The 9757-nt window shown below is 68.6% G+C and carries 11 protein-coding genes; 7 read left to right on the top strand and 4 right to left on the bottom strand.

Annotated features, from left to right (window positions below; all coding sequences use genetic code 11):
• Positions 1-254, bottom strand: a 254-nt coding sequence (locus WKI94_RS10610) for a hypothetical protein (protein WP_337845707.1), incomplete at its 3' end; no start/stop codon positions are given.
• Between the two features lie 54 nt (positions 255-308).
• On the opposite strand from WKI94_RS10610, the gene WKI94_RS10605 reads away from it, so the two are divergent.
• The 7 genes from WKI94_RS10605 to WKI94_RS10575 are packed head-to-tail and all read left to right on the top strand — an operon-like array spanning position 309 to position 6599.
• Complete coding sequence (locus WKI94_RS10605; protein ID WP_337845706.1) at positions 309-2033, top strand: nitrite/sulfite reductase; 1725 nt, start codon at positions 309-311, stop codon at positions 2031-2033.
• A gap of 10 nt (positions 2034-2043) precedes the next feature.
• Positions 2044-2808 carry a uroporphyrinogen-III synthase gene (locus WKI94_RS10600; RefSeq protein ID WP_337845705.1) on the top strand — a complete coding sequence of 255 codons (765 nt, stop codon included), beginning with the start codon at positions 2044-2046 and terminating at the stop codon, positions 2806-2808.
• A complete protein-coding gene (locus WKI94_RS10595; RefSeq protein ID WP_337845704.1) occupies positions 2790-3437 on the top strand; it encodes a bifunctional precorrin-2 dehydrogenase/sirohydrochlorin ferrochelatase in 648 nt (215 codons plus the stop codon). Before WKI94_RS10600 ends, WKI94_RS10595 begins: the two co-directional genes overlap by 19 nt.
• Complete coding sequence (locus tag WKI94_RS10590) at positions 3425-4093, top strand: phosphoadenylyl-sulfate reductase (protein WP_337845703.1); 669 nt, start codon at positions 3425-3427, stop codon at positions 4091-4093. The genes WKI94_RS10595 and WKI94_RS10590 overlap by 13 nt, the downstream gene beginning before the upstream one ends.
• Before the next feature lie 4 nt (positions 4094-4097).
• The gene (locus tag WKI94_RS10585) at positions 4098-4835 is read left to right on the top strand and encodes a sulfite exporter TauE/SafE family protein (protein WP_337845702.1); all 738 of its coding nucleotides are present in this window, start codon (positions 4098-4100) and stop codon (positions 4833-4835) included.
• A complete protein-coding gene (cobA, locus tag WKI94_RS10580) occupies positions 4828-5550 on the top strand; it encodes a uroporphyrinogen-III C-methyltransferase (protein WP_337845701.1) in 723 nt (240 codons plus the stop codon). Before WKI94_RS10585 ends, cobA begins: the two co-directional genes overlap by 8 nt.
• Complete coding sequence (locus tag WKI94_RS10575; RefSeq protein ID WP_337845700.1) at positions 5547-6599, top strand: sulfate adenylyltransferase; 1053 nt, start codon at positions 5547-5549, stop codon at positions 6597-6599. The genes cobA and WKI94_RS10575 overlap by 4 nt, the downstream gene beginning before the upstream one ends.
• Here the strand turns inward: WKI94_RS10575 and WKI94_RS10570 are convergent.
• Genes WKI94_RS10570 through WKI94_RS10560 form a run of 3 tightly spaced genes read right to left on the bottom strand, consistent with a single transcriptional unit; the run spans position 6596 to position 9571 of the window.
• Positions 6596-7627 (bottom strand): Atu2307/SP_0267 family LLM class monooxygenase, encoded by a 1032-nt coding sequence (locus WKI94_RS10570; protein WP_337845699.1) that lies wholly within the window; start codon positions 7625-7627, stop codon positions 6596-6598. The two genes, WKI94_RS10575 and WKI94_RS10570, sit on opposite strands and share 4 nt — an antisense overlap.
• A gap of 22 nt (positions 7628-7649) precedes the next feature.
• Positions 7650-8975, bottom strand: a complete 1326-nt coding sequence (locus tag WKI94_RS10565; RefSeq protein ID WP_337845698.1) for a cobyrinate a,c-diamide synthase — start codon at positions 8973-8975, stop codon at positions 7650-7652.
• Entirely contained in the window at positions 8972-9571 is a 600-nt protein-coding gene (locus tag WKI94_RS10560) for a protoglobin domain-containing protein (protein WP_337845697.1), read from the bottom strand. The genes WKI94_RS10565 and WKI94_RS10560 overlap by 4 nt, the downstream gene beginning before the upstream one ends.
• Between the last annotated feature and the right edge of the window lie 186 nt (positions 9572-9757).

The raw sequence follows: 9757 nt of genomic DNA, 5'->3' as shown, positions 1-9757 counted from the left end.
CCGCTCCCACCCGGGCCACCGCAAGCGGCGAGAAGGAAGAGGCCGAGGGCCAAAGCAACCTTTTTCGGGACCTTCATTCGCCTTACCTCCTTTATCACCTTTAATAATAGCGCGCGAAAGCCGAATCCACAAGCCGTATCCACCGTCCATCCCAATGCAGGCTTTACCCAGGAGTTATAGATCCTAAAGGGGAACCCCAGGTACAGCCAGGTGAAAGTGCTCGGGAAGAGTCGCATTATACCCTTGACTTTCATAAGCTCATATGTATACTGAGCCCCAACCGCCCCCAAGGGCGGGGGAGGTGCGGGATGCTAGACCGGTTGGCGGAGGAGGAAATCCGGTACTTGGAAGGGATGATCGCCCGCCTCGAGGCGGGGGCGGAGGACCCGGAGGACTTCCGGGTCTACCGCCTGAAAAACGGCATCTACGGCATCCGGAGCCGCCCAGAACACCACATGATCCGGATCAAGCTCCCCGCAGGGCGGATCACCCCGGAAGGGCTTAGGGTCCTGGCGGAGGTGGCGGAGCGCTACGCGGAAAACCGCCTGGCCCACGTGACCACCCGCCAGGCGGTGCAACTCCACCACGTGCACCGGCGGGACGTGCCCCAGGTCCTGCGGTCGGTGAACCGCGTGGGCCTCACCACCCGGGAGGCCTGCGGGCACTCCATCCGGGCCATCACCTGCTGCCCTTATGCCGGGGTCTCCCCCGAGGAGCCCTTTGACGTGACCCCTTATGCGGAGCGGGCCTACCGCTACTTCCTCCGGCACCCCGTGGGCCAGAACCTGCCCCGCAAGTTCAAGATCGCCTTTGAGGGGTGCCAAACAGACCACGCCCGCACGGCCATCCACGACATCGGGGTGGTGGCCGCGGTGGAGGGGGGAAAGCGGGGCTTTCGCATCTACGTGGGCGGGGGGTTAGGGGCGGCCCCCATGGCGGCGGAGCTCCTAGAGCCCTTCACCCCGGAGGAGGACCTCCTTCCCACCATGCTGGCCATCGTCCGCCTCTTTGACCGCTACGGCAACCGCAAGGTCCTCACCCAGGCCCGGCTCAAGTTCCTGGTGAAGAAGTGGGGCATCGCCGAGTTTCGGGAGGCGGTGCAGGAGGAACGGCGCATCGTCAAGCTCACCGCCAGCGGGGCCGACCTCGAGGCCTGGACCCCCCCTGAAGACCCCCCGCCTCCTACCCTCCCCAACCCGCCCCGGAAACCCGTCTCCTTTGCCCCGGGGTTTGGGGAGTGGCGCCGGACCAACCTCTTTCGGCAAAAGCAGGAGGGCTTCTACACCGTCACCGTACGCCTCCCCTTAGGGGACATCACCCCGGAGGGCCTGAGGGCCCTGGCGGGGATCGCCGAGACCTACGCGGGGGAGGTGCGGAGCGCCATCAGCCAAAACCTCCTCCTGCGCCACGTGCCGGAGTGGGCCCTGGGGAGCCTTTACGAGGCCCTCCTGGAAGCGGGGCTGGCTCAAGCGGGGGCCCACACTCTCCTGGACATCACCCGCTGCCCGGGGGCCGACACCTGCAACCTGGCCATCACCCGCTCCCGAGGCCTGGCCGCCGCCTTAGGGGAACACCTCCAAGCCCTGCCCCTGGTCCAGGACCCCGGGATGCGCCCCATCAGCCTCAAGATCTCCGGCTGCCCCAACTCCTGCGGCCAGCACCACATCGCGGACATCGGCTTCTACGGGGCAAGCCGCAAGGTGGGGGATCGGGAAGCGCCCCACTACACCCTCCTCCTGGGGGGCAGGACCCGGGAGGGAGAAGCTCGCTTCGGCCAAGTGGTGGGCCGCATCCCCGCGCGCCGGGTACCCGAGGCCGTGGAGCGGATCCTAAGGCGCTACCAAGCGGAGCGGCAGAACGGGGAAAGCTTCCAGGCCTTCCTGGAGCGGGTAGGGGTGGCTTCCTTCAAGCCCCTCCTGGCTGATCTCCAGGAGATCCCCCCCTACGAGGAGGACCCCACGCTCTACGAGGACCTGGGAGCGGAAGGGCAGGCCTTCAGCGTGGCCCTCGGGCGCGGAGAGTGCGCGGTTTAGGAGGTGCAAGATGCGCATCGCCTATGCCGGCCTGAGGCGAAAGGATGAGTTCAAAGCCCTGGCAGAGAAACTGGGCTTCACCCCCCTCCTCCTCCCCGTCCAGGCCACGGAAAAGGTCCCCGTCCCCGAGTACCGAGAGGCCCTAGAGGCGCTGGCCTGGGGTGTGGACCTCTTCCTCGCCACCACCGGGGTGGGGGTTAAGGACCTCCTCCAAGCCGGGGAGGCCCTGGGGCTGGACCTCAGGGGCCCCCTCCAGCAGGCCCACCGCCTGGCCCGGGGGGGAAAGGCCGCCCGCGCCCTAAGGGCCCTAGGCCTTCCCCCCCACGCCGTGGGGGACGGGACCTCTCCAAGCCTCCTCCCCCTCCTCCCCGAGGGCCCCGGCCGGGCCGCCCTCCAGCTTTACGGTAAACCCCTGCCCTTTCTGGAAAGGGCCCTGGAGGAACGAGGCTACCGCGTCCTACCCCTCCTCCCCTACCGCCACCTCCCCGACCTCGAGGGCATCCGGCATCTGGAAGAGGCCATCCGGGAAGGCCAGGTGGAGGCGGTGGCCTTCGTGGCCGCCATCCAGGTGGAGTTCCTCTTTGAAGGAGCCCAGGACCCAGAAGCCCTCCGCCAGGCCCTGAACACCCGGGTCCTCCCCCTGGCCGTGGGCCGGGTCACCGCCGACGCCTTAAGGGAATGGGGGGTGGAGCGCTTTTTCCTCTCGGAAAGCGAGCGGCTTGGGGCTATGCTCCAGGCCTTCCGCAAGGAGGTGGCATGGGCTACTTCCCCCTGATGCTGGACCTTAAGGGCAGGCCCGTCCTTCTGGTGGCTGGAGGGGCAGAAACGGAGGCCAAGCTCCAGGCCCTCCTTGAAGCGGGGGCCCGGCTGACCGTCCTCTGGCCCGGGGAGGACCGCTGGGGCCTGGCGGAAAAGGAAGAAGCCGGCCTCCTCTGCTGGCTAAGGCGGAGCTACCAGGAGGGAGACCTGAAAGGACAGTTCCTGGCGGTAAGCCTGGACCGGGCCTTAAACCCCCTTCTCCGGCGGGAGGCCGAGGCCCACGGGGTCTTCCTGGTGGCCGTGGACGACCCCCAAAACGCCAGCGCCATCCTGCCCGCGGTCCTAAGGCGAGGGCCCCTCATCGCCGCCCTCTCCACCTCCGGGGCCGCCCCCGCCCTGGCGGTACGGCTAAAGGAGCGCCTGGCCCTCCTCCTCCCCGAGGGCCTGGGGACGCTGGTGGCCTACCTCCACACCCTCAGGCCCAGGATCGCCCAGATCCCTAGCTTTGAGGAGCGAAAACGCCTCTGGTACCGCATCGCCGACCTGGCCTTGGAGGAGCTGGACCTGGACCCCAAAGAGGGTGCAGAAAAGGCAAGAAGACGCATAGAAACCCTTCTTGCGGAGGTGGCGCCGTGGACAAGGTGAGCTCGGCCGAGACCTGGATCGCCAAGGCCTTGGAAGGGGCCAAGGCCCCCTGCTTCACCTGCAGTTTCCAGGCCGAGGACGTGGTGGTCCTCCACCTGCTCTTAAAGACCAGACCCGATATCCCCGTGCTCTTCCTGGACACGGGCTACCACTTTCCCGAGGTCTATGCCTATCGGGATGAACTCCAAAAGAGGCTGGGCTTCCGGCTGGTCAACCTGTTTCCGGAGCTTTCCCGCGAAGAGCAGGAAGCCCGGTTCGGGCTCCTCTACGAGACCGCCCCCGACCGGTGCTGCGCGCTGCGCAAGGTAGGCCCCCTCTTTCAGGCCCTGAGGGCGTACGACACCTGGTTCACGGGCCTAAGGCGGGAGCAGTCCCCCACCCGGGCCCACCTGGAACCCCTGGAGAAGGCCCAGCTGCCCACGGGGGAAACGCTCACCAAGGTGAACCCCCTTTACGACTGGAGCCTGAAGGAGGTCTTCGCCTACCTGGCGGTGGCCGACCTGCCCCTCCTGCCCCTGTACGAGGAGGGGTACCTCTCCATCGGCTGCGCCCCCTGCACAGTGAAGCCCCTGGACCCCTCGGACCCCCGCTCCGGCCGCTGGGCGGGGAAGGGAAAGCTGGAGTGCGGCATCCACCTGCATCCCAAGGAGGGCTAGCCGGATGGCCTTCACCTTAGGGTTCCTCATCGCCTTCGCCATCGGGATCACGGGGGTAGGAGCAGGAACCCTCACCGCCCCCCTCCTCATCCTGGCCCTGGGCCTACCCCCGGAGGTGGCGGTGGGCACCGCCCTCGTCTTCGGCTTCCTGGTGAAGGTCCCGGCCGGGGGGGTGTACCTTCTTCGGAGGCAGGTGGAGGGGCGGGCCCTAGGCCTCCTCCTCCTTGGAGGGCTTCCTGGGGTTCTTCTGGGAAGCCTAGCCCTTTGGGCCCTCAAGGGGGCTAAGGATCTGGTCCTCCTCCTGGTGGGCCTCACGGTGGTCCTCTCCGCGGGGCTTGGCCTCCTCAAAGGCCTGAGGCGGGCAGAAGGGCGGGAAAGGCCCTGGCTCCTGCCCCCGGCCGCCCTCGGGATTGGCCTCGAGGTGGGCTTCTCCTCCGCGGGGGCGGGGGCTTTGGGCACCCTCCTCCTCCTCCTCGCCACCCGGCTCTCCCCCCAAAAGGCGGTGGGTACCGACCTCCTCTTCGGCCTCTTCCTAGCCCTCTTGGGCGGAGGGGCCCACCTGGCCCTGGGGGCGGTGGACCCCGCCCTCCTCCTTTCCCTAGCCTTGGGAGGGGTTCTGGGAAGCACCCTGGGGGCCCTCCTCGCCACCCGCCTGCCCCAGGAGCCCCTGAGGGTGGCCCTCCTCCTCTGGCTCCTCTTCATCGGGGGCCAGCTCATCTACCGGGGGGTGGTCCATGGGTAGGGTCTACTTAGTGGGGGCAGGCCCTGGGGATCCGGAGCTCCTCACCCTGAAGGCCCACCGCCTCCTCAAGGAGGCTCCTGTGGTCCTCCACGACCGCCTGGTGGACGAACGGGTCCTAGGGCTCGTCCGGGGAGAGCGGGTGGACGTGGGGAAAGAGGAGGGGGAAGGGGATAAGCAGGAGGCCATCCACGCCCTCCTCCTCCGCTACGCCCAGGCCTACCCCCTGGTGGTACGCCTCAAGGGGGGTGACCCCTTCGTCTTCGGCCGGGGCGGGGAGGAGCTCGGTTTCCTCCTGGCCCACGGCATCCCCTGCGAGGTGGTGCCGGGGGTGACCAGCGCCCTGGCCTCAGGGGTGCCCCTCACCCACCGGGGCCTGGCCCACGGGTTCGCGGTGGTCTCGGGGGTGCTGGAGGGCGGGGGGTACCCGGACCTGGCGCCCTTCGCCCAGGCCCCTACCCTCCTCATCCTCATGGGGGCGAAAAGGCGGGCCTGGATCGCAAGGGAGCTCATCCGCCTGGGGCGGAACCCCCTGGAACTCTGCCTCTTCGTGGAAAGGGCCACCACCCCTAAGGAGCGGCGGGTGCGGGCCACCCTGGGGGCGGTGGCCAAGGGGCAGGTGGTGGTGCACCCTCCTGCCCTCTTCCTCGTGGGAAAGGTGGTGGAGGCTTTCGAACCCCTGGTGCAAACCCTGAAAACCCTGGAGGTGGCGGGATGACCTGGGACGGCGCGGTGGAGATCGGGGAGGACGAGCGGCTGGACCTGGAAAACCTAGCCACGGGGGCCTTCCACCCCCTGAAGGGCTTCCTCACGCGGGAGGAAGCCCTCTCCGTGGCCCACGAGATGCGCCTGCCCACGGGGGAGGTCTGGACCATCCCCATCCTCCTCCAGTTCCCCAAAAAGCCCAAGGTGGGCCCCGGGGACCGGCTGGCCCTCCGCCATGGGGGCGAGGCCGTGGGGGTTTTGGAGGTGGAGGAGGCCTTTGAGCTGGACCTAAGGGCCCTGGCCCGGGCGGTCTTCGGCACGGAGAGCGAGGCCCACCCCGGGGTGGCCCGCTTTTACGCCAAGGGGCCCTACGCCCTGGGGGGGCGGGTGGCCCTCCTCAAGCCCCGGCCCCGCACCCCCCTGGAGAAGACCCCAGAGGAAACCCGGGCCTACTTCCACGCCCGGGGCTGGAAGCGGGTGGTGGCCTTCCAGACCCGCAACGCCCCCCACCGGGCCCACGAGTACCTCATCCGGTTGGGGCTGGAGCTCGGGGACGGGGTCCTGGTCCACCCCATCCTGGGGGCCAAGAAGGCGGACGACTTCCCCGTGGAGACGGTCCTGGAAGCCTACCGCTACCTCCTGGAGCACTTCCTGCCGGCGGAAAGGGTGGCCCTCTTCGGCCTCGCCACCCCCATGCGCTACGCCGGGCCTAAGGAGGCGGTCTTCCACGCCCTGGTGCGCAAGAACTTCGGGGCCACCCATTTCCTCGTGGGGCGGGACCACGCGGGGGTAGGGGACTTCTACGAGCCCTACGCCGCCCACCGCATCTTTGACCGGCTTCCCCCTTTAGGGATAGAAATCGTGCGGGTAGGGGCGGTCTTCCACTGCCCCCTCTGCGGGGGGATCGCCTCGGAGAGGACCTGCCCCGAGGGGCACAAGGAGCAGCGCCTTTCCATCAGCATGACCCGGGTGCGGGCCCTCCTTCGGGAAGGCAAAGCCCCACCCCCGGAGCTGGTGCGCCCCGAGCTGGTGCCCATCCTGCGGGCGGGGGTGGGGGCCTAGGCCGCAGGCGACGGGGTCCGAAGGGCCGGGAGGACCTTTTCCCCTAGGAGCTCTATGGCCCGGAGGACCCGCCGGTGGGGCAGGGTGCCCACGGTGAGCTGGAGGAGAAGCCGCTCGGGCCGAAAGAGCTCCCGCCAGTGGAGGGCCTTTTCCAGAACCCGCTCGGGGCTACCGATGAAGTCCGCTCCCTCCAGGGTGCGGGAGCGGGCGAAGTAGGCCGGGGTCAAGGGGCGCCAGCCCCGCTCCCGGCCGATGCGGTTCATGACCTCGAGGAAAGCCGGCAGGGCCAAGCGGAAGGCCTCCTGGTCGTCCTCGGCCAGAAAGCCGTGGGCCGCTAGGGCCAGCCGGGGAGTGTGGCCGTGGGCGTGGGCCGTTTCCCGGTAGAGCTCCACCAGGGGGAGGAAGCGCTTGGGGTCCCCCGCGATGATGGCGAGAACCATGGGGAGGCCAAGCCGCCCGGCCCGAAGGGCGGACTCCAGGGTCCCCCCCACGGCCACCCAGAGGGGCAGGGGGTTCTGGAGGGGCCTCGGGTAGACCCCAAGGCCAGGGATGGGCCGGGTGAAGCGCCCTCCTGGCCAGTCCACCCGCTCCTCCCTCCGGAGCTTGAGGAGGAGGGCGAGCTTCTCCTCAAAGAGGGCCTCGTAGTCCTTAAGGTCGTAGCCGAAAAGGGGAAAGGACTCGATAAATGAGCCCCGGCCCACCATGATCTCCGCCCGCCCTCCCGAGAGGAGATCCAAGGTAGCGAACTGCTGGAAGAGGCGGATGGGGTCGTCCGAGCTCAGGACGTTCACCGCGCTGGAAAGGCGGATCCTCCTGGTGCGGGCGGCCATGGCCGAAAGGACCACCGCAGGGGCCGAGACCACGTAGTCCGGACGGTGGTGCTCCCCCATGGCGTAAACCGCAAGCCCCGCTTGGTCCGCAAGCTCCGCCTCCTCCAGAAGGCGCTTCAGGCGCTCCTCCGGGCTTGGGACCCGGCCGAGCTCCGGGTCAAGGGTACGGTCGCCGAAGGTGTAGAGACCGAGCTCCATGGGCCCAAGTTACCCTGGCACTTTATTTTTGAAAGTGCCTTGCCCCACCCTGGGCCAGAAGCCTCCGGGCGGCCTCCAGGTGGGCGGGGAGGTAGAGGTGGACGAAGCTCGCCAAGACCCTCCCGTCCGTCCACCCCTCCACCTCCTCCCCCCCCACCCGGCGCCAGGCGGGGCTTGGGGAAGAGGGAAGCCGGGCGTAGTGGAACTCGTGGCCCCTAAGCCTTTCCCCCTTCCGGGCCACGGGGCTATCCCTTAGGGCCTCCACCTCCCGGTAGCCCAGGACGGGCCGGTCCGCCATATGGGCCCTTCCCGGGGCCAGGCCCACCATGGGGAAGAACCTCTCCCCCACCCAAAGCCCCTCCGCCAGATACATGTACCCCCCGCACTCGGCCACGATGGGGCCGGGAAAGGCGCGGATGGCGGCCCGCATGGCCCGGTTCTCCGAAAGCCTCTTTGCGAAGAGTTCAGGATAGCCGCCCCCGAGGAGGAGGGCTTCCGCCTGGGGCAGGGCCTCGTCCTCCAGGGGGCTGAAGGGAAGGAGCTCCGCCCCCAGGGCCTCCAAGAGCTCCAGGGCCTCGGGGTAGTGGAAGCGGAAGGCCCGGTCCCAGGCGTAGGACACCCGGAGCCTTGGGGGAACCTTTTCCGGAAGGAAGGGCGGGGCCTCGGGGAGGGGCGGGGCCCCTTGGGCTACGCGGAGAAGACCTTCCAGGTCCAGCCGGGGTAGCCGTCTCAGGGCCTGCCAGTCGGGCTCGGCCTCCCCCGCAAGCACCAGGCCCAGGTGCCGCTCGGGAAGCTCCAGGGCAGGGTCTTTGGGAAGCCAGCCCAGGAGGGGAAGGCCGTGGGCCTCGAGGGCCTCCTTGAGGATCCCCGCGTGCCTTTCCGAGCCCACCCGGTTGGCGATGGCCCCCACCACCCGCACCTCCGGATGGTGGCGGGCGAAGCCCAGGACCAGGGGGGCGATGGAGCCCGCCATCCCCCCGGCGTCCACCACCAGGACCACCGGGGCCTTTAGGAGGGCAGCCACCTGGGCCGTGGAGCCCACCCGCCCCAAGGGGTCCTTCCCGTCAAAGAGGCCCATCACCCCTTCCACCAGGGCGAGATCCGCCCCCCTCGCCCCGTGGCGGAAGAGGGCGAGGAGGCCTCTTTCGTCTAGGAAGAAGCCGTCCAGGTTGTAGGGCCTCCTGCCCGCCGCCCTTTCCAGGTGGGTGGGGTCAATGTAGTCCGGCCCCACCTTGAAGGGCTGCACCCTAAGCCCTAGCTCCCTAAAGGCCAAGAGGAGGGCCAGGGCGGCCGTGGTCTTCCCCGCCCCCGAGTGGGGGGCAGCCAGGAGGAGGCGGGGGAGGTTCACCGGGGGGTGATCTCCTGGAGGAGGCGCTCCGCCTCCTTTTGGGCCAAGGCGCGGAAGGCCTGGGGGTCCTGCCCCTGGGCCTCGGCCAGGGCCTCGAGGTAGGCATCCAGGTACTCTTCCCCGATTAAGGCGGCCACGGTGAAGCCAAGCCGCCGCCAGGCCCCCTCCAGGGCCTTGGCCTCCTCCGGGGGAAAGGCGGCGTAGGCCCGCTCCACCACCCGCTCCACCAGCCAGTTCCACATGGCGGCCATCATGGCGTTGGTCACCCGGCGGCGCACGTGTACGAGCCCCACCAGGGCCTGCCAGGCAAAGTACTGGCCGTTGAAGGGCCCCCGCACCGTGCGCAGGTACCAGTCCCTCAAGGTCTTCTCCCTAAGGGGCCTCTCCCCTTCCCGGAAAACAGAACGGGTGGGCGGGTGGGCGAAGAGGGTGTCGTAGAAGCCCTGCACCAGCTCGTCCACCAGGCCCTCGAGGAAGGCCTGGTGCCGGGCGAGGACCTTGCCGTCCTCGAGGGGGCGGAAGCGGGCGCTTGGAGGAAGCTGGCTCCAGATCCTTTGGGCGATGGCGTAGAAGCGGGCGAGGTTCTTCTCCGTCATACCCTTCAAGTTTACTCAAGTTTACCTAAGCCCCCCTTTGGTCGTGTAAGGAATTATGTGTAAGGGTATGTGTATGAATGGGGGTACCAACGGGAGAGGAGGTACCCCATGGATCAGGATACCCTCCAGATGATCTTGAGGGAAGCAGTGAGGGAAACGGTAACCCAGGTTCTGCAGGCCCTGCTC

Origin of the sequence: Thermus sp., from assembly GCF_037444525.1 — a bacterium.
Classification (GTDB): Bacteria; Deinococcota; Deinococci; order Deinococcales; family Thermaceae; genus Thermus.
Note: the sequence above shows the minus strand (reverse complement) of the source record. Positions and strands in the feature narration are given on the sequence as shown.